Here is an 18875-nt window from a genome sequence, read left to right on the forward strand (position 1 = left end):
ACTTATAAACATTTATAATCGCTTTAGATAACTCATCTAAAAGAATGCCTTATTTTTGCAGTATAATTAAGATAAATGAATATTATAGATAGTTTAAAATGGCGTTATGCTGTTAAAAAATTTGATTCAGAAAAACAACTTTCAGAAAAACAAATAAACACATTAAAGGAAGCCTTTAACTTAACCGCTACTTCTTACGGTTTGCAACCTTTAAAGCTCATCGTAATTAAAAACAAAGAAATTCAGAAAGAGCTAGTAACTCATTCCTGGAACCAAAACCAAATACTAGAAGCATCTCATGTTTTGGTAATTTGTATTCCTATTAATTACACAAATACCGAAGTAGAAAAGTACTTTAGTTTGTTAAAGAAAATTAGGAATACACCAGATGCAATTATAAAACCTTTTAAAGATTTTTTAACGGCAGATATTGAACGAAAAACACAAGAAGAATTAACTTTGTGGAATAAAAACCAAGCATACATAGCACTAGGAAACTTAATGACTGTTTGTGCTGTAGAAAAAATTGATGCTTGCCCAATGGAAGGTTTTATTCCTGAAAAATATGACGAAGTTTTAAAGCTAAAAGCACAAAATTTAAAATCCGTATTGGTATTACCAGTAGGTTTTAGAGCTGATGATTGTTATATGAAAGATTTAACAAAAGTTAGAAAAGAAACGCAAGACATTGTAATAGAAATAAACTAAATTTATACCATAAAATTATTAGATAAAATGAGTGAAGCAGTAAGAAATTTAGAACCTAAAATTGTTTGGAATCACTTTGCAGATTTAAATGCAGTTCCTCGTCCTTCTAAAAAAGAAGAACGCGTAATTCAGTTTATGGTTGATTTTGGTAAAAAATTAAATCTAGAAACTTTTGTAGATAAAGTAGGTAATGTTATTATATCAAAACCAGCAACAAAAGGTTTAGAAGACAGACAAACAGTAGTTTTACAGAGTCATTTAGATATGGTTCATCAAAAAAACGCTGACACTAATTTTGATTTTGACAAAGAAGGAATTAAAATGTTGGTTGATGGAGATTGGGTTACTGCAGACGGAACTACTTTAGGTGCAGATAACGGTTTAGGTGTTGCAGCAATTATGTCTATTTTATCTTCGGATGATTTACAACACCCAAATATTGAAGCATTATTTACCATTGATGAAGAAACTGGTATGACAGGTGCAATGGGATTAGAAGGAGAAATCTTAAAGGGTGATATACTTTTAAACTTAGATACAGAAGAAGATGATGAAATAGGAATGGGGTGTGCTGGTGGTGTAGATGTTACAGCAACTAGAACTTATGCTAAAGAAGAAGTTTCTAAAAATTCTGTTGCATATTCAATTACGGTAAAAGGTTTAAATGGAGGCCATTCTGGAATGGACATTATAAAAGAATTAGGAAATGCAAACAAAATTATGAACCGCATATTATTTGACGGTTATACCAATTTTGGTTTACAAATTTCTGAAATAAATGGAGGTAGTTTACGTAACGCAATTCCTAGAGAAAGTAGTGCGATTGTTACTGTAGACCTTATTTCTAAAGAAGCTTTTCTTTTAGAAACCAACTTACTTATTAACATTATAAAAGAAGAGTTCTTAACATTAGAACCTAACTTAAACATTGACATTCAAGAAACTACTTCTCCAGAAAATGTAATGGAATTAGGTGTACAGGAAGGTTTATTAAAATCTATTTATGCAGCTCATAATGGAGTTTATAGAATGAGTCCAGATATTGCTAATTTGGTTGAAACGTCTAACAATATTGCGAGAGTAATTGTAAAAGACGGGCATATTAAAATTGGTTGTTTAACGCGTTCATCATCAGAAAGTAATAAATCTGATTTAGCAAATTCTTTAAAATCTGCTTTTGAATTATCTGGTTTTGATGTTGATTTATCCGGTGAATATCCAGGATGGCAACCAAATGTAAATTCTGCTATTTTAGATGTAGTTTCTAATTTATATGAAACTTTACATGGAGAAAAAGCACATGTTGCTGCTTGTCATGCTGGTTTAGAATGTGGAATATTAGGACAAAATTATCCAGATATGGATATGGTTTCTTTTGGACCAACAATAAGAGGAGCACATTCTCCAGATGAAAGAGCAAGTATTTCATCAACACAAAAATTCTGGAAATTTTTAATAGAAATTCTAAAGAACATACCAAAAAAATAAAAGATTACAGCATGTTTAAAACCGAAGTATACCTTCGGTTTTTTTTTATTTAAATTTGTTTAAAAGCTTAAAAAAAATAAACCTAAAACACTGAATTACTGTTATTTACATTTTTACCTTTTTGTTAACATCTTTCACTTTCTAAAAACATAAAAAAACGTAATTTTACTTTTTCTAAAGAAAACTTTTATAATGGGTAAAATAATTGCTATTGCAAATCAAAAAGGAGGAGTTGGTAAAACAACAACAAGCATCAATTTAGCTGCTTCTTTGGGTGTTTTGGAGAAAAAAGTTTTATTAATTGATGCCGATCCACAAGCAAACGCTTCTTCTGGTTTGGGAATTGATATAGAAACTATAGAGTCAGGAACCTATCAAGTTTTAGAACATTCGATTTCTGCTAAAGACGCGATTGTAAAAACAGATTCTCCTAATGTAGATATTATACCTGCACACATAGACCTGGTGGCTATCGAAATAGAACTGGTAGACAAGCAAGACAGAGAATACATGTTAAAGAAAGCATTAATCGAAATAAAAGACGATTATGATTATATTTTAATTGATTGTGCTCCATCATTAGGTTTAATTACTTTAAACTCTTTAGTAGCTGCAGATTCTGTAATTATTCCTATTCAATGTGAATATTTTGCTTTAGAGGGATTAGGTAAATTATTAAACACCATAAAAAGTGTACAAAATATTCATAATTCTGAGTTAGATATTGAAGGTTTATTATTAACCATGTTCGACTCTAGATTACGACTATCTAATCAAGTAGTAGACGAAGTTAGGAAACATTTTTCTAGCATGGTTTTTGACACCATTATTAGACGAAATACCCGTTTAGGAGAAGCTCCTAGTTACGGAGAAAGTATTATTGCATACGATGCAACAAGTAAAGGTGCCGTAAATTACTTAAATTTGGCACAAGAATTATTAAAAAAGAATTCGTAAAATGGCAAAAGCAACCAAGAAACAAGCTTTAGGAAGAGGATTATCTGCTTTGTTACAAGAATCATCTAACGTTATTTCTGCAACAGATAAAAATGCAGACAAAGTTGTTGGAAGTATTATTGAAATAGAATTAGATTTAATTGAGGTTAACCCATACCAACCAAGAACTTATTTTGATGAAGAATCATTAAGAGAATTAGCAAGTTCTATTAAAGAACTAGGGGTTATACAACCAATTACAGTAAGAAAATTAGACAAAAATAAATTTCAATTAGTTTCTGGTGAACGTCGTTTTAGAGCATCAAAATTAATTGGTAACACAACAGTACCCGCATATATAAGACTTGCCAACGACCAAGAAATGCTAGAAATGGCCTTGGTAGAAAACATACAACGTAAAAACTTAGATCCTATAGAAGTTGCCTTGTCTTACCAACGTTTAATTGATGAAATTCAGCTAACTCAAGAAGAGTTAAGTACAAGAGTTGGTAAAAAACGCTCTACAGTAACCAATTATTTACGTTTGTTAAAATTAGATCCAATTTTGCAAACAGGTATGAGAGATGGTTTTATTTCTATGGGGCATGGTCGTGCTATGATTAATGTAGAAAACACAGAAGATCAATTAGCTATTTACGAAAAAATATTAAGAGACAAATTGTCTGTAAGGCAAACAGAAGACTTAGTAAAAAGCTTAAAATCTGGTACCGTTGCTAAACCAAAGAAAAAAGCAGTACCAAATTACATTAAAAATAGTGTTAAAGATATTAGCGAATACTTTGGCCACAAAATAGACGTTACTGTTAGTAATAATGGTAAAGGAAAAATTTCAATTCCTTTTCATTCTGAAGAAGATTTCAACCGAATAAAAAACTTATTAAAATAAGTGCTTTCAAAAAAATATATACTTGTAGTATTCCTTGCTTTTTTTTCTGCAACCTTTTTTGGGCAGAAAGATTCACTTCATATAAAAGGTGTAAAGGTTAAAGGAGACCTTAAAATTGAAAAAGGTGGAGTTTACGATGCTGTAGCCCCATCTAAAGCAGCATTTTATTCTGCTATATTTCCTGGAATGGGACAAGTTTATAATAAAAAATACTGGAAAGCTCCAATTGTTTGGGGAGCCATGGGAACTAGTATTTATTATTATTTAGACAACAACAAAGAATACAAAAGATATAGAACTGCATACAAACTAAGAAAAAACAACTTAGTAGATGAGTTTACGGTAGATGGAAAAGAGGTTATTTCTTTAGAAACTTTAGAGAGAGCACAAGATCAATTAAGAGAAAATAGAGATATGTCTCTTTTAACAACTGTAATTTTATATGTTTTACAAATTGTAGAAGCAAGTGTAAATGCACATTTACTACAATTTAACACAGATGATAATTTATCATTTAAACCTACTTTTTTAAACGACCCAATATATGTCGAAGCTCCAAAAGTAGGTCTAACCATTAAATATAATTTTTAAAATGAAGATTGCACTATTAGGGTATGGAAGAATGGGTAAAGAAATTGAAAAAATTGCTTTATCTCGTGGACATGAAATAGTTATTAGAAAAGACGTAGATGATGTTATTGATATTACTTTGGCAGATGTTGCCATTGACTTTAGTGTACCTTCTTCTGCTTATAACAACATAACAAACTGTATAAATAAAAATGTTCCTGTAATTTCTGGAACCACAGGTTGGTTAGATAAGTATAACGATGCAGTTGCACTTTGTAAAGAAAAAAACAGTGCTTTTATTTACGCTTCCAACTATAGTTTGGGGGTAAATATTTTCTTTGAGCTAAACAAACAATTGGCAAAGATGATGAGTTCTTTAGAAGACTACAATATTTCTATGGAAGAAATTCATCATACAAAAAAATTAGACGCACCAAGTGGAACTGCAATTACATTGGCAGAAGGAATTATAGAAAATTCTTCTAAAAATAATTGGGAGCTAGACGAAAAAACATCCGAAGAAAACATCCCTATTGTGGCAAAAAGAATTCCTGATGTACCAGGAACTCACACTGTTTGGTATGATTCTGAAGTAGATTCTATAGAAATAAAACACACAGCACATAGCAGAAAAGGATTTGCTTTAGGCGCTGTTGTTGCTGCAGAGTGGATTCTTGGAAAAAAAGGTGTTTTTTCTATGAAAGATGTGTTAAACATCCGTTAAAAACAGTAACATTACAGCGATTTATCGTCTTATAAAAAAATAAAATTATTCTCATTAGAGAAAATTAAAGTATACAATTATGACATTTACAGAATGGTTTATCTTTTTTTTAGTGATACAAGTAATTCATTTTCTAGGAACTTGGAAATTGTATGTAAAAGCAGGTAGAAAAGCTTGGGAGGCAGCAATACCTATTTATAACGGTGTTGTTTTAATGAGTATTATTAAACGCCCAAAATGGTGGATTATTTTACTATTCATTCCGATTGTAAACCTGTTAATGTTTCCTGTTATTTGGATAGAAACTATTAGAACTTTTGGTTTTTACAAAAAAATAGATTCTCTTTTAGTAATTCTAACATTAGGTTTGTATATTTTTTATATCAACTATGCTACAGATGCTAAATACAATGCAGAAAGAAGTTTAAAACCACGCTCTGAATTAGGGGAATGGGTTAGTTCTATTACTTTTGCAATTATTGCAGCAACCTTGGTACACACTTATTTTATGCAACCTTTTACCATACCAACATCTTCTTTAGAGAAGTCTTTATTAGTAGGAGATTATCTTTTTGTAAGCAAGTTTCATTATGGTGCTAGAGTTCCGTCTACAGTAATTGCTGCACCAATGGTTCATGATTCCTTACCTATTGTAGGAACTGCATCTTATTTAAAAAAGCCACAATTGCCTTATACCCGTTTACCTGGTTTACAAGAAATTAAAAATAACGATATTGTTTGTTTTAATTGGCCTGCAGATACATTGGCAACTATGTGGGGAGATACTTCTGGTAAATTTACCTACAAACCTGTAGATAAAAAAACCAACTATGTAAAACGTTGTGTAGGTATTGCAGGAGATTCTTTAGAAATTAAAGATGGTTATGTATATATAAATGGGCAAAAAAACAAACTCCCTTACAGAGCCAAAATACAATTTTATTATACATACGAATCTAAATCTGCCATTGATATCAATAACTTTCCTAAGTTTTTAATCAAGAAAGAAAGAACAGGTGTTTACAAAATTTTAAATGAATATTGGAACAACCCTAAAGTACAAGAAGCCTTTAAAAAAGGTGCAAACTTATCTAAAATAGGTTCTGACTCTCTATATACTGAAGTTGCAGGTGGTGTTTCGCAAGATTTAGCAAGTCGTTTAAAAATGACGAATGTAGCTAACAAGATAAACATCAATTTAACTGAAGATGAAGTTATCGAACTTAAAAAATATCCATTAACTGTATCGGTTAAAAAGGTTAACCATGGTGCTGATAATTCTATTTTTCCGCATGTAGAAGCAAATAAATGGAGTCAAGATAATTTTGGACCAATTTATATTCCTAAAGCTGGTGCAACAGTAAAAATAGATACTAAATCTATTCCTTATTATGCCCAAATTATTAAAAACTACGAAAATAACGATTTACAAATTGTGGGAGAAAATATTTTTATCAATGGTAAAAAAGCAAATTCCTACACTTTTAAACAAGATTATTACTGGTTGATGGGAGACAACAGACACAACTCTTTAGATGCCCGTTATTGGGGTTATGTGCCTTTTGATCATGTTTTAGGTAAACCGGTTATGATTTGGTTTAGTTGGGATGCAAATGCACCTACTTTTGGAGAAAAAATAAAATCAATCCGTTGGAACAGAATGTTTACAACCGTTGGCGGAGACGGAGAACCGGTTTCTTACAGATATTACGTTTTAGCTTTAATTGCTTTATATATAGGCTATAGTTTTTACAAAGGGAAAAAGGTTAAAAAATAGTACATCGTATTCAGTGGTAATTTTCTATTTTCAATTGATTAGAAACCACTGCTACTGAATACTAAGACTGAAAACTAAAATATAATGTCACTTTTTATACCAACTTACTTCTCTCCTATTTCTCAATATTCAGAAATTGTAAAATCAGATTCTGTTGTTTTTGAAATGGAAGATAATTTTCAGAAACAAAGCTATAGAAATAGATGTTATATCTTTAATGCTAACGGAAAACAGCTATTAAACATCCCTGTAAAGGATAAAAACAAAGGTACTTCTCAAAGAAAAAAAACAAAAGATTTATTAGTAGATAATGATGCTCATTGGCAAACACATCATTTAAAATCTTTACAAACCGCTTATAGAACATCTCCTTTCTACGAATTTTATGAAGATGATTTACGTACTATTTTTACAAAAAAATATACATTTTTACAAGATGTAAATATTGATACATATTTATTTATTGCAGATGCTTTACAAATACCACTAACCTATTCTAAAACTAAGGAATATAATATAACTGCAGATAAAAATGATTTTAGAGAATTGGCTGATGTAAAGTTTCAACCTAAAAAAACTGTAGAAAAATATATTCAAATGTTTGATGACAAGCATGGTTTTATCCCTAATTTATCTGTTTTAGACCTGCTTTTTATGGAAGGTCCAAATACAATTAGTTATTTATAATAAAAAAAGTCTTAACTTTAAGCATCATTTTACCTCTTTCTATATTTTAAAACTAGAGGTAATGTACTATTTTATTATGAAATTTCTAACAGACTTTTTTGCGACCATAGACCATATTCCTAAAAAGTCTATAGATAAAATATTGTTACTTATTAGAGGCAAAGGTTTAAAAAAAGGAGCCGCAATTGCTAAAGCAGGAGAATTACCCAAAGATATTTATATTCTTAAAACTGGCGTTATTAGATCTTATTATACAGATGATAAAGGTAAAGAATATATAAGACATCTTTTTACCCCCTTTAGAGCAACAGGAGCATTAGGAGCTCTTATTCTAAAAAAACCGTCTAGATTGTCTTATGATTGTTTAACTGATTGCGACGTTTATGCCATTAATTTTAATGATTTTATAGAATTAACAAAAGATGATATTGGTTTGTCTAATTTGTATAATATAATCTTAGAAATGGTATTTCTTACTTTAGAGTCTAAAATTTACGATTTATCCGTTTTAAACGCTACAGAAAGATACTTAAAATTAAAAAAACAAATACCAAATATAGAAAACCTAATACCACAATACCATATAGCATCTTATCTTAATATTACACCTGTTCAATTAAGTCGAATTAGAAAGGAAATATACTCAAAATAACCTATTCAATTAACATATGTTAATTTCTAACATAGGTTAATACCTTAGATTTGCAGAATATTATTTCCCCAATTTTATTGTTACATTAGCAATAAATATAAAGGCTTATTTATTTTAAATAGGCCTTTTTTTAGTTTATGAAAATACCATTTATAATACACTACGGACTGCATTTTGTAGCGCCTTTTTTTATAGCTTACTTTTTCTTTAAAAGTAATTGGAAAGTTGTTTATTTAATTTTTATCTGTTCTATGCTTGTAGATTTAGATCATTTATTAGCAACTCCAATTTTTGACAAAGATAGATGTAGTATTAACTTTCATCCTTTACATTCTTATATTGCCATCGCAATTTATAGTGTTGGGCTATTTTTTAAGAAAACAAGAGTACTCTGTATTGCTCTCTTATTTCATATGCTTACAGACTATATAGATTGTTATTTGTAATATTTTTTAAGCAAATTATCAAACTCATTAGAAATATTAAGTTTTAAAATTAAAAAGATATATACCACTGTAATCAAAATACTTTTTAAAATAATATTTATAATAGGATATACAGGAAACTGCCAAACATAAATATCTGTTATAGGAAAATCCCAGAAATTAAAAGCCAAATAAAGACCGATGATAATTAAAATCATCTGTAAAGACTTATCTGTAAAAGGAGTTATAGAAAACTTAGCTTTAACAAAAACCAACTTAAATGTATTTGCTAAAAAGATAACAATTAAAGTTGCTAGAGCCAAACCATCTGTTCCCATATCTAATTCGTAATAAAAAAGTTTATTTAAAAGGTAAACAGATAAAGCCATAGAAATACTAATGGGTAATGTTATTTTATAAAACTTAGAATTATTTATAATAGCTCCATTATTTCCTAAAAAACCATTGTAAAGCTTCAGTACAGAAATCATAAGAACTACCATTGTTCCTCCTCCATACTCTTTTGGTAACAAGTTAAATAACTGACCAACATTTGCATTTATTAACACAAAGAAAAGGCCGCTAATTAATAATAAGTTAATAGAACTCTTTTTATATAAAGAAGCTACTTCTTTATGATTTTCTTCATTTAACGTCTTAGAAGTTAAAGGCTGTAAAATGTTTAACATGGCTCTACTAGGTGCCTCTATAAAAGAACCTATAAAAACGGCTACCGAATAATAAGCTGCAATTACTAAAGATTCCTTACCCGGAATCATAAATTTATCAATGTCTAAAATAATAGCGCCTGCACTTCCCGCTAAAATAATATATCCAGAAAAACGAATTACTTCTTTAAAGTTATCAGGCCTAGAAAGTGTAAATTTTGGCATGTATAAACTAAGTGCATAAAACATCATTATAAACATTCTTAAAAAATAAGCACCCGTTAAATAGTAAATAAATTCAGGTTTTGTAATCAATTCAAAGTAAACAGCAAATAACAGTATCATAACTATTACTCGATTCCAAAGTTCTTTTAATATATTACCAAAAACAGACTGAAACTGAACTTTAGCCCAAGAATAAAAAATCTCAAAATAAGAACAAGCAACTGCTATTAAGTAAATAACAAATGTATAATCTTTAATAATCGGGTTTTCTATGGATAGATAATCTCCAATTTCTTGATAAAATAAATTACCAAAATAAGCTATGGGAATTGCAATTAATAATGGTAAAAAAATTACGGAAGATAAAAACTTATCTTTTTCTAATTTTGTAAAATAGCTAGAAAAAAACTTTACAATTGTATGATGAATTCCTAATGCAATTAACGGCATTAACAAATTAGATGTAGACAATAAAAAAGTTACCAAACCATAATACTCATCTTCTAAAAAACGGGTATATAAAAATAACGTATTTATCCCTCCAAAGGCAAACCCTAGATAAATAAAAAGTGTGTTTTTAAAAGACTGTTTTAATATAATTCCCATTTTATAAATGTAAACTTTTAATAATCAAAGCTAACTCTTTGGTTAATTCTTTTCTGTGGTATTTCTCTATATTTTTAGAGTTTACATCTAAATTTCCTATTTTATATTGATGATATAATTTTTCTATTTCTGATGATAATTTCTCTTCATTATCAAAATCAATTACAACTCCAGCATGGGTTTCTTTTAAAATTTCTGATAAATCTCCATCTTCTGGACCGATGGCTACAATAGGTCTTTTTGCTGTTAAATATTCAAACAACTTTCCTGTTAAAATTCCTTTTGATTTTTCAACATTCGGTATCAACAATAATAAAACTTGAGCTTTTTGTTGATAATTAATAGCTACATCATGAGAAACATACCCAACAAAACTTGTGTTTTCTCCTAGGTTATTGCTTTTTATTTCCTGTTTTACTTCTTCAGAAATATCTCCAATAAAATTTAATTGTAAATCATTTTTAAAAGCTGAATTACCTATACATAATTGTTGTAAAACTTTAAATAATCTTTTAGGATTACTTTGTTTTGGCAATAAACCTATATAAGAAATTGAAAACTTAGCATCTAAAACAGTTGTGTTACTTGTTAAAACTTCATCATCAAAACCATTGGTAATCACTTCTATTCTACTTGCTTTTTTAGCAAATTCTTCTTTTAGAGAATTGCTAACAGTTAACACACAATCTGCATTTTTTAAAACACTTTCTTCTAATCTTTTATTTCTATTTTTAGCAAAAGACAATTGCTTAAAATCTTTGTTATAATATAAATCTGACCAAGGATCTCTAAAGTCTGCAAGCCATTTAATATTATTTTGTTGATGTAATTTCTGAGCAATCAAATGCATACTATGTGGCGGACCGGTAGAAATTATCGTATCAATTTTATTAGCATCTAAATACTTCTGAAGATACTTAACAGAAGGCTTTACCCAAAAAACTTTAGGATCTGGAATAAAAAAATTACCACGAATAAAAGACAAAACTCCTCCGTTACTTACATTAGAAATTCCGCTTTTTTGCTTTTTGTTCTTTTTCCAAAAAAGGACATCTGTAGGCTCCCAAATAGGTTGTTTTAAAATTTCTATATTATCAGGTACTTCATTAATAAGCGTAGCATCTTCTTTCGGATAATTAGCATTATCAACCGTATATACAACAGGTTCTATACCAAATTCTTGTAAATATTTTACAAACTTCAACCAACGTTGCACTCCAGAACCTCCTGCAGGTGGCCAATAATATGTAATTATTAATACTTTCAAGATTTTAAATTATCGTATAAATGTAGTAGTTTTTTAGAGGTTTGTTCCCAAGAAAATTCGCTTTCTATAAACTCTTTTCCATTCTGTCCCAACCTATTTCTAAGTTCCTCATCATTGTAGAGTTTTAAAATTTTATCAGAAAAATCTTTTACATCTCTATCTTTATGGATCAAGCCTGTATTGTTTTTTTCTACAACTCTTTTCTGAGCAGTTGCATCACTTACTAAAAGTGGTTTTGCTAAGCTCATATATTGAAAAATCTTGTTTGCATACGCAACATCGTGTTGTAAATTTCTATGCAAAGGAGAAATACAAATTGCACTAGAAAGAATATACGATTGAAATAAAGAAACATTTTGCCAACCTTCAAAATCCACAAAATCTCCTAGCTTCAAATCTGCAACTTGCTGTTTTAAAATAACATCTGTAGTATTTCTACCAACAATTACTAGTTTAATATTAGGTATCGTTTCTTTTAAAGAACCAATTGCTTCAATAGCGGTTTGCAAACCTCTTCTTAAATGCGTATCACCTAAATATAGAATTACAAAATTATCTTTATATCTATTTACAATTGTTTCATCAACCTTAAAATCCTTATAAAAAGATTCTCTAATAGTATTAGGCACCAAAATTAACTTGTCTTTTACAGACGGAATCCTTTCTACTAAATTCTCTAAAAATTCAGGAGAAACAGAAATTACTTTATCTGCTTTTTCTATAAATTCCTTTTCTTTATTTTTCCATTTAGCTGGCGAAATAATATACTTTCCAGGAAACTTTTGAAGATGTGGATACAACTTCATTACTTCTGGCATATTATCATGCAAATCTAAAACTACAGGTAAATTAAATGATTTATTGGCTTTAAAAACCGCTTCTGCAATTCTAATATCGTGTATATGTAATGCTGCAATAGTTGTTTCTTTTATAAATTGATGAATCTTTTTTTCCATCAAGAAACTGTAAAAAGGAACTGTATAAGCTAAAGCTGATAATTTATATTCTAAAGTAGTAGAAGCATATCTTTTTACCTGAATGCCATTAATAAGTTCAGATTCTTTTTCATCAGCATACTTTAAACAAAAAAGAAAAACCTCATGCCCTGCTTTTACCAAAGAAACAGCTTCATTTTCTACCCTAGGATCTGGCGGAAACGGAGCATCCAATATCATTCCTATTTTCATTTCTTCTCTTTCTTCTTTTCATAAAAGAACCAACCAGCTGTTATCAACAATAATAAAGCATACGATGATAATGAAATAATTTTTCCTTGCTGAATTACTTTTGGCTCAAACTTAAATTCGATGATATGTTCTCCGGCAGGAATTGTCATCCCTCGTAACACATAATTTACTCTTACATGTGGTGTTAATTTTCCATCAACATAAGCATTCCAACCATCTTTATAATAGATTTCAGAAAAAACGGCAAACTGATTTTTTGCTGTTTTAGATTGATACGTTAACGTGGTAACATCATACTTTAAAAGTTTTATAGTTGCTGTAGTATCTATTTCTTTCGGAAAACTAATTTTACTTTCTTTAGAAGCCTCTTTTTGATAAACGGCAACTTGCTTTGTATTTAAAGAATCTAAAGCCTGCATTTCTTCATTTGCAGAACCTACAACTTTTACACGTTCTACAAACCAAGCATTTCCATTAGCATCTGGGTTTAATTGCGATTGCTTTTCTCCTTTATCATTACCAATAATAAAATACTTTGTGTTTAACATGTTTAAAACTTGCATGTTATTTTTAGCAATTTGAAAATCGAACAATTCTTGATAACGTCCTAATTTTGCTGCATGATATCCTCCTATAGATTGATGAAAATAAGAGGTACTTCCATCATTCATTGGGTTTACTGTAAAATTACCTACTCTAAAATGTGTTTTGTCTTGCAATATCATTTTATCGGCTGTAGAAGCTGTAAATGGTTTTTCTATTTTTCTTGCTGATTTAAAATCGTCTTCATTTACATATTTCTTGTCCACAGAAATTAAATCGAACAACACAAAAACCGTTAATGCAATTACTGCAATCCCTTGTTTTAGTTTATTTTTTAACAGCATCCATAAAACACCTGCAGAAAGTATCATTAAAAATAAAGAACGCAAAGTATCCATAAATAACATCGATTTTCTATCAGAAATAATAGCATCTGTTAAACCTGGTAATTGTTTGTATTGAGCATCTCTTATTCCTTCAAAAGTAGAAAATCCGTGTGCTAATAAAAATCCTACAATAATTAGTCCTCCAAAAGTATATACTGCTTTTTTAAGTGCGTCTTGTTTTTCATCCGAAGAAATTTTAGAAGAAAAGAATTGTTTTAATGCCAATATACCTAAAATAGGCACACATAATTCGGCTATGATTTGTATGGATGAAACTGCTCTAAATTTATTGTATAAAGGAAAATAATCAATAAAAAAATTGGTTAAAACATCAAAATTCCTTCCCCAACTCATTAAAATTGAAAAGACTGTTGCTGCAACTAACCATTGTTTTAAACGTCCTTTTACAAGGAAAATTCCTAAGAAAAATAGAAAGAAAATTACGGCACCAATATAAGCAGGTGCTTCTACAATATTTTGATCTCCCCAATAGGTAAGTGCCTGTTCTGAATATTCTTTTGCTGCTTTTTTACCTGCTTTATCTTCTATAGTTTGAAAAAAGTTAGAATCTTCTCCTAATTTTTCAACCGTTCCCCCACCCATGAAACGTGGAATGAATAAATTAAAAGTCTCTAATTTGGCATAACTATATTCTGTAATATAAGCTTTATCTAATCCTTTACTGGCCGCTTTTTTTGTTCCATCAGGATTAATTGTTAATTCAGATTTCCCTCTAGTACTATAATCTGCATATTCTTTCATCGCCATTAAACGAGAAGAATTGGCACCAATACCTAATAAAACCGCAGCAATAATTACAACAACTTGTTTTATAAAAGTCGGAATTATTTTTTCTTTAATTGCATGGATCAATTCTACAATACCTAAAATTATTAAGGCAAAGCCCAAATAATAGGTCATCTGAGGATGATTTGTATAAATTTCTAAAGCCATTGCGACTCCAGTAACCAAAAAACCAAGAATGTATCTTTTTTGAAAAACCCATAATAATCCGGCTAAAACCAAAGGCATATATGCAATTGCATGTGCTTTTGCATTATGTCCTGCTCCAAAAATAATGATGAGATAAGTAGAAAAACCAAAGGCGAGCGATCCTAAAATAGCCAATCTCCAATTGACTTTTAACGCCATCATTAAGACAAAAAAACTTAAAAAATACAAAAAAGTATAATCTGCTGGTCTTGGTAAAAAACGTAAAGTTCTATCTAAAACCCTTACAAAATCATTCGGATAATAGGCACTTACCTGATATGCTGGCATCCCGCTAAAAGAAGCACCTGTCCAATAAGGTTCTGCATTTTTTTCTGCTCTAAAATCATTAATCTCTTTTACCATTCCGGTAAATTGAGTAATATCAGATTGATTTAGTTTTTCTCCTTTTAAAAGCGGATGAAAATAGATAATGGAAGCCAAAGCAAAAATGGCCACAGCGACTACATAAGGTAAAAATTTGGTGAATTTCATAAATTATTCTATTTCTTCAAAATCCACATATTCTCCAACAGAGTTTTTACTTTGTTGTTGGCTACTTGGTTTTTTATCTATTACGGTTTCTCCTTCAGAAACCGTACTTTTTTGTTCTTGTTGCGCTCCTCCATATTGCTGTTCTGCCTTCTTTTGAATTGTTTCCGCTGCTTTTTTAATTAAAAAAGGCGCAAATAATTTTGCTAAAAACTTAAAAGCATAATAAAAAAGAACAATAAAAAAAATTGTTTTTAATAATCCCATTCAAATATATATTTATAAAAAAATCAATCAAAAATAACAATTTGAACACAATTGAAGCGTTTAGAAACTATAAAACTTTCTTAAACTCAAAAAACTATCGTTTGCTTTTAAAAAATAGCATTTTTAACCTATGTTTGTGTAACAGATAGATACAACTTATAAAATCGTATCCTAATTTATGAAAAAACTTTTTCTACAACTTTCTATCACCTTTATTATACTTGTAAACCACTCCTTACAAGCGCAATACACAGATATCATAAACTCCAATAAACCTGGTTTTTCGGAAAGCCCTTATAGTGTTGGTACTGGCGTTTATCAGTTTGAGAGTAATTTTTTCTTTAAAAATACAAGTGTAGAACCTCTTTTTTCGAGACCACAAGCTTATGGTGCAGATTTACTTTTTAGAACTGGTTTTTTTCTTGAAAAATTAGAATTAAATGCGCAAGTAACCTATCAAAAAGATAAAGTAGCTTTTAAAAACATTTTTACGTCTCATTATTTTACTTCGGGATTAAGTAAATTTACCATTGGTGCAAAGTATTTATTGTTTCAACCAGAGTATACCGACAAAACAAAAGAAATTAGAAGTTGGAGAAAACGACATGCGTATGACAAAAAACGTTTAATACCTTCTGTAGCTCTTTATTTGGGTGTAAATACAGATGTTGTAAGTAAAGATTATAAAGCAGAAAGTGTATCGCCAAAACTAGGCCTACTACTACAACAAAACCTTACCGACGAGTTTAATATTATTTATAATGTGTATTATGATAAAATGGGAACAGATTTTTCTGAATTCTCATACATCATTACCGCTACCCAAAACTTTAACTACAATTGGTCTGGTTTTTTAGAGCATCAAGCAACCTATTTATATGATCAAAATAATTTGAATTTAGGTGCTGGTTTAGCCTATCTTTTTCATCAAGATTTACAAATTAACACCTCTGCCAGATATCTTAAAGAAGGGAAATCTCAAGGTTTTTATGCTGGTTTAGGAATCTCTTACAGAATTGATGCACATCACGATGCATATACCGATTTGGACGAAAACGGAAAACAACTAAAAAGCACTCCAATAAGTAGATATAATAAAAAACAAAATAGTTTCTTTAATAGAATTTTTAATATTTTCAAGAAAAAAGACAAAGAGAAAACAATTAAAAAAAGAAGCAGAAAAAGAAGTAGAGAAAGTGCTTCAAAAAAAGAAAAGAAAGGTGGCTTTTTAGGGATTTTTGGTAAGAAAAAGAAAAAAGAAGAAACAGAAATAGAAAAACTAGAACGAGAAATTAAAGAGTTAGAGAAAGAAGTTGAAAAGGAAGATGACTAAAATAACAATTAGAAATACTATTTTTGTAATATGATTACAATTAAAAAAATGACAACGAAAAAGGAAATGAAACAATTTGTTACATTTCCTTTTTCGTTATATAAAGATAATAAATATTGGGTACCACCTATAATTAAGGATGAAGTTGATAATTTTGACCCAACAAAAAATCCTGTTTTCGAAAATGCTGATGCACAGTTTTTTGTAGCCATTAGAAACGGTAAAATTGTTGGTAGAGTTATTGCAATTATCAATTGGTTTGAGGTTGAAAAGCAACAAATTAAAAAAATGCGTTTTGGCTGGTTTGATGTTATTGATGACATTGAAGTAAGTAAAGCTTTATTAAATAAGGTAAAAGAAATTGGTCTTGAAAATAAATTAGAATATATAGAAGGCCCTATTGGTTTTAACAACCTAGACAAAACAGGTGTTTTAGTCGAAGGTTTTGATCATATCGGTACCATGATTACTTGGTACAATCACCCATACTACAAAGAGCATTTAGAACAATTAGGCTTTGTAAAAGAGAAAGAATATTTAGAGAATAAGTTTAAGTTTAAAAATGTTGATGGTGTTTATTTTGATAGAATTAGCAGCATTATAAAAAGACGTTTTAAATTAAAAGCATTAGATTTTACAAAGACAAAAGATATTATGCCTTATGTAGATGAAATGTTCGAAGTTTTTAGTGCTTCTTACTCTAAACTATCTTCTTTTGTACCTATTTCTGATGCTCAAATTGCTTTTTTTAAAAAGAAGTACATTAGTTTTATCAACCCAGAATATATAAAATTTGTGGTTGATGAAAACAATAAATTAGTTGCCTTTGCTATTGTGATGCCTTCTTTTTCTGAAGCTTTACAAAAAGCCAAAGGAAAATTATTTCCTTTTGGATTGTTCCATTTATTACATGCAAGAAAACATGCTAAAGACGTTACTTTTTACTTAATTGGAGTGCATCCAGATTACCAAAACAAAGGAGTACATGCTATTATTTTTGATCAATACACCAAAACTTTTGAGCCTCTAGGAATCGATAATTGTATTAGAACTCCCGAGTTAGAAGACAATGAAGCTATTAAAAAATTATGGGAAAACTTTGATCCCGTAACTCATAAAAGACGTAGAACGTATCGAAAAAACATTCAGTAGGCAGTAGGCAGTAGGCAGTAGGCAGTAGGCAGTAGGCAGTAGGCAGTAGGCAAAAATAAAAAAAACCAACGAATATCATTTCGAAATGAGCTTTTTTAGCGATTGAGAAATCTCAACTTTACATATTAAATTTTGAACTCATAACCATGCAATTATTTTATAATTCAGAAATTTCTACAGAAACCAAACAAATTACTTTTGATAAAATTGAGAGCAAACATATTGTTCGTGTTTTAAGAAAAAAAGAAGGTGATATCTTAAAAATCACCAATGGTAAAGGAGAATTATTTGATGTAGAAATTAGTTTTGCAAACGATAAAAGGTGTGCAGCAATTATTATTAACGCTCAGAAAAAACCAAAACCGTGGAGTTATTACTTGCATATTGCCATTGCGCCAACAAAATTAAATGACAGAATTGAATGGTTTTTAGAGAAAGCTACAGAAATTGGTATTGATGAAATTACACCAATTATTTGTGCTAACTCAGAACGCAGAGTTGTAAAACTAGAGCGTTTCGAAAAGATTCTTCAATCTGCAATGAAACAGTCTTTAAAATTTACATTGCCAAAATTAAACCCAGCTGTAAAATTAGCCGATTTTATAAAACAAGATTTTAAAGAACAAGTTTGTATTGCTCATTGTGAAGATCAAGAAAAAACATTATTACAATCTGTTGTAAAACCCTCAGAAAAAACAACCATTTTAATTGGACCAGAAGGCGATTTTTCTCCGGATGAAATAAAAAAATGTTTGGCAAAAAACATGATTCCGGTTTCTTTAGGAGAAAGTAGATTGCGCACAGAAACGGCAGCTTTGGTGGCTGTAAATACGGTTTCGTTTATCAATCAGTAATTTTTACTATATTGCTTTCAATTCTCACTAA

At 29.6% G+C, this 18875-nt stretch carries 18 protein-coding genes; 13 read left to right on the plus strand and 5 right to left on the minus strand.

Annotated features, from left to right (window positions below):
• Nucleotides 1–75: 75 nt before the first annotated feature.
• The 10 genes from WHD07_RS06005 (at nt 76) to WHD07_RS06050 (ending at nt 8895) form a co-directional block, all read left to right on the plus strand.
• On the plus strand, nt 76–708 hold the full coding sequence (locus WHD07_RS06005) for an NAD(P)H-dependent oxidoreductase (protein ID WP_343330449.1): 633 nt from the start codon (nt 76–78) through the stop codon (nt 706–708).
• A 27-nt stretch (nt 709–735) separates the two neighbouring features.
• The gene (locus tag WHD07_RS06010) at nt 736–2196 is read left to right on the plus strand and encodes an aminoacyl-histidine dipeptidase (protein WP_105050498.1); all 1461 of its coding nucleotides are present in this window, start codon (nt 736–738) and stop codon (nt 2194–2196) included.
• Between the two features lie 192 nt (nt 2197–2388).
• Nucleotides 2389–3153 carry a ParA family protein gene (locus WHD07_RS06015; RefSeq protein ID WP_105050497.1) on the plus strand — a complete coding sequence of 255 codons (765 nt, stop codon included), beginning with the start codon at nt 2389–2391 and terminating at the stop codon, nt 3151–3153.
• Nucleotide 3154: 1 nt separating this feature from the next.
• Nucleotides 3155–4039 carry a ParB/RepB/Spo0J family partition protein gene (locus WHD07_RS06020; RefSeq protein WP_105050496.1) on the plus strand — a complete coding sequence of 295 codons (885 nt, stop codon included), beginning with the start codon at nt 3155–3157 and terminating at the stop codon, nt 4037–4039.
• Nucleotides 4040–4630 (plus strand): DUF5683 domain-containing protein, encoded by a 591-nt coding sequence (locus WHD07_RS06025; protein ID WP_343330450.1) that lies wholly within the window; start codon nt 4040–4042, stop codon nt 4628–4630.
• A 1-nt stretch (nt 4631) separates the two neighbouring features.
• Nucleotides 4632–5333 (plus strand): 4-hydroxy-tetrahydrodipicolinate reductase, encoded by a 702-nt coding sequence (dapB, locus tag WHD07_RS06030; RefSeq protein WP_343330451.1) that lies wholly within the window; start codon nt 4632–4634, stop codon nt 5331–5333.
• A 79-nt stretch (nt 5334–5412) separates the two neighbouring features.
• Nucleotides 5413–7110, plus strand: a complete 1698-nt coding sequence (lepB, locus tag WHD07_RS06035) for a signal peptidase I (RefSeq protein ID WP_343330452.1) — start codon at nt 5413–5415, stop codon at nt 7108–7110.
• Between the two features lie 84 nt (nt 7111–7194).
• Entirely contained in the window at nt 7195–7797 is a 603-nt protein-coding gene (locus tag WHD07_RS06040) for a WbqC family protein (RefSeq protein WP_343330453.1), read from the plus strand.
• A gap of 61 nt (nt 7798–7858) precedes the next feature.
• Nucleotides 7859–8449 carry a Crp/Fnr family transcriptional regulator gene (locus WHD07_RS06045; RefSeq protein WP_343330454.1) on the plus strand — a complete coding sequence of 197 codons (591 nt, stop codon included), beginning with the start codon at nt 7859–7861 and terminating at the stop codon, nt 8447–8449.
• Between the two features lie 137 nt (nt 8450–8586).
• On the plus strand, nt 8587–8895 hold the full coding sequence (locus tag WHD07_RS06050; protein WP_343330455.1) for a DUF6122 family protein: 309 nt from the start codon (nt 8587–8589) through the stop codon (nt 8893–8895).
• On the opposite strand, the gene WHD07_RS06055 is transcribed toward WHD07_RS06050, so the two are convergent.
• The 5 genes from WHD07_RS06055 to WHD07_RS06075 are packed head-to-tail and all read right to left on the minus strand — an operon-like array spanning nt 8886 to nt 15505.
• Entirely contained in the window at nt 8886–10373 is a 1488-nt protein-coding gene (locus WHD07_RS06055) for a lipopolysaccharide biosynthesis protein (RefSeq protein WP_343330456.1), read from the minus strand. The two genes, WHD07_RS06050 and WHD07_RS06055, sit on opposite strands and share 10 nt — an antisense overlap.
• A 1-nt stretch (nt 10374) precedes the next feature.
• Nucleotides 10375–11640, minus strand: coding sequence for a glycosyltransferase family 4 protein (locus tag WHD07_RS06060; RefSeq protein WP_343330457.1), 1266 nt, complete (start codon nt 11638–11640; stop codon nt 10375–10377).
• The gene (locus WHD07_RS06065) at nt 11637–12827 is read right to left on the minus strand and encodes a glycosyltransferase family 4 protein (protein WP_343330458.1); all 1191 of its coding nucleotides are present in this window, start codon (nt 12825–12827) and stop codon (nt 11637–11639) included. The genes WHD07_RS06060 and WHD07_RS06065 overlap by 4 nt, the downstream gene beginning before the upstream one ends.
• Complete coding sequence (locus tag WHD07_RS06070; protein WP_343330459.1) at nt 12824–15241, minus strand: YfhO family protein; 2418 nt, start codon at nt 15239–15241, stop codon at nt 12824–12826. Before WHD07_RS06070 ends, WHD07_RS06065 begins: the two co-directional genes overlap by 4 nt.
• A gap of 3 nt (nt 15242–15244) precedes the next feature.
• Nucleotides 15245–15505: a DUF4834 family protein gene (locus WHD07_RS06075; protein WP_105050484.1), complete on the minus strand. Its 261-nt coding sequence runs from the start codon at nt 15503–15505 to the stop codon at nt 15245–15247.
• Nucleotides 15506–15683: 178 nt separating this feature from the next.
• Here WHD07_RS06075 and WHD07_RS06080 point away from each other — a divergent pair, with 178 nt between their 5' ends.
• From WHD07_RS06080 to WHD07_RS06090, 3 genes are all read left to right on the plus strand, one after another.
• The gene (locus WHD07_RS06080) at nt 15684–16838 is read left to right on the plus strand and encodes a transporter (protein WP_343330460.1); all 1155 of its coding nucleotides are present in this window, start codon (nt 15684–15686) and stop codon (nt 16836–16838) included.
• Nucleotides 16839–16868: 30 nt separating this feature from the next.
• Nucleotides 16869–17990 (plus strand): GTP cyclohydrolase, encoded by a 1122-nt coding sequence (locus tag WHD07_RS06085; protein WP_343330461.1) that lies wholly within the window; start codon nt 16869–16871, stop codon nt 17988–17990.
• A gap of 146 nt (nt 17991–18136) precedes the next feature.
• Nucleotides 18137–18844: a 16S rRNA (uracil(1498)-N(3))-methyltransferase gene (locus WHD07_RS06090; RefSeq protein ID WP_343330462.1), complete on the plus strand. Its 708-nt coding sequence runs from the start codon at nt 18137–18139 to the stop codon at nt 18842–18844.
• Nucleotides 18845–18875 lie beyond the last annotated feature (31 nt).

The organism is Polaribacter staleyi, from assembly GCF_038024045.1.
Classification (GTDB): domain Bacteria; phylum Bacteroidota; class Bacteroidia; order Flavobacteriales; family Flavobacteriaceae; genus Polaribacter; species Polaribacter butkevichii.

What these genes read in the sequence shown, in the direction of transcription:
- WHD07_RS06005 (WP_343330449.1), top strand. Translation starts at nt 76, where the DNA reads ATGAATATTATAGATAGTTTAAAATGGCGTTATGCTGTTAAAAAATTT.
- WHD07_RS06010 (WP_105050498.1), top strand. Translation starts at nt 736, where the DNA reads ATGAGTGAAGCAGTAAGAAATTTAGAACCTAAAATTGTTTGGAATCAC.
- WHD07_RS06015 (WP_105050497.1), top strand. Translation starts at nt 2,389, where the DNA reads ATGGGTAAAATAATTGCTATTGCAAATCAAAAAGGAGGAGTTGGTAAA.
- WHD07_RS06020 (WP_105050496.1), top strand. Translation starts at nt 3,155, where the DNA reads ATGGCAAAAGCAACCAAGAAACAAGCTTTAGGAAGAGGATTATCTGCT.
- dapB (WP_343330451.1), top strand. Translation starts at nt 4,632, where the DNA reads ATGAAGATTGCACTATTAGGGTATGGAAGAATGGGTAAAGAAATTGAA.
- lepB (WP_343330452.1), top strand. Translation starts at nt 5,413, where the DNA reads ATGACATTTACAGAATGGTTTATCTTTTTTTTAGTGATACAAGTAATT.
- WHD07_RS06040 (WP_343330453.1), top strand. Translation starts at nt 7,195, where the DNA reads ATGTCACTTTTTATACCAACTTACTTCTCTCCTATTTCTCAATATTCA.
- WHD07_RS06045 (WP_343330454.1), top strand. Translation starts at nt 7,859, where the DNA reads ATGTACTATTTTATTATGAAATTTCTAACAGACTTTTTTGCGACCATA.
- WHD07_RS06050 (WP_343330455.1), top strand. Translation starts at nt 8,587, where the DNA reads ATGAAAATACCATTTATAATACACTACGGACTGCATTTTGTAGCGCCT.
- WHD07_RS06055 (WP_343330456.1), bottom strand. Translation starts at nt 10,373, where the DNA reads ATGGGAATTATATTAAAACAGTCTTTTAAAAACACACTTTTTATTTAT.
- WHD07_RS06065 (WP_343330458.1), bottom strand. Translation starts at nt 12,827, where the DNA reads ATGAAAATAGGAATGATATTGGATGCTCCGTTTCCGCCAGATCCTAGG.
- WHD07_RS06070 (WP_343330459.1), bottom strand. Translation starts at nt 15,241, where the DNA reads ATGAAATTCACCAAATTTTTACCTTATGTAGTCGCTGTGGCCATTTTT.
- WHD07_RS06075 (WP_105050484.1), bottom strand. Translation starts at nt 15,505, where the DNA reads ATGGGATTATTAAAAACAATTTTTTTTATTGTTCTTTTTTATTATGCT.
- WHD07_RS06080 (WP_343330460.1), top strand. Translation starts at nt 15,684, where the DNA reads ATGAAAAAACTTTTTCTACAACTTTCTATCACCTTTATTATACTTGTA.
- WHD07_RS06085 (WP_343330461.1), top strand. Translation starts at nt 16,869, where the DNA reads ATGATTACAATTAAAAAAATGACAACGAAAAAGGAAATGAAACAATTT.
- WHD07_RS06090 (WP_343330462.1), top strand. Translation starts at nt 18,137, where the DNA reads ATGCAATTATTTTATAATTCAGAAATTTCTACAGAAACCAAACAAATT.